A 271-nucleotide genomic window follows, 5' to 3' on the forward strand; every position below is an offset into this window, starting at 1 on the left:
GACGAGCGCCGCATCGCCCATCTTGCGCGTGCGCAGCTCGTGCACGTCGCGCACGCCCGGCGTGGCCACGAGCAGCGCGCGGATCTCGGCCGACGCGGACGTGTCGAGCGCGCGATCCGACAGGTCCTGCAACGCGTCATAGCCGAACGTCCAGCCCATGCGCGCGACCATGAAGCCGACGATCGCGGCAGCGATCGGGTCGAGCAGGCGTACGCCGGCGAGGCTGCCGACGATGCCGATCGCGACGACGAGCGACGATGCGGCGTCCGAG

1 protein-coding gene is annotated in these 271 nt (G+C 72.0%); it reads right to left on the reverse strand.

What is annotated here, in order from left to right:
• The coding region (locus SB751_RS30655; protein WP_410749106.1) for a cation diffusion facilitator family transporter at positions 1 to 271 on the reverse strand (271 nt) is incomplete at both ends.

This window comes from Cupriavidus sp. SIMBA_020, from assembly GCF_046535395.1.
Taxonomy (GTDB): domain Bacteria; phylum Pseudomonadota; class Gammaproteobacteria; order Burkholderiales; family Burkholderiaceae; genus Cupriavidus; species Cupriavidus campinensis.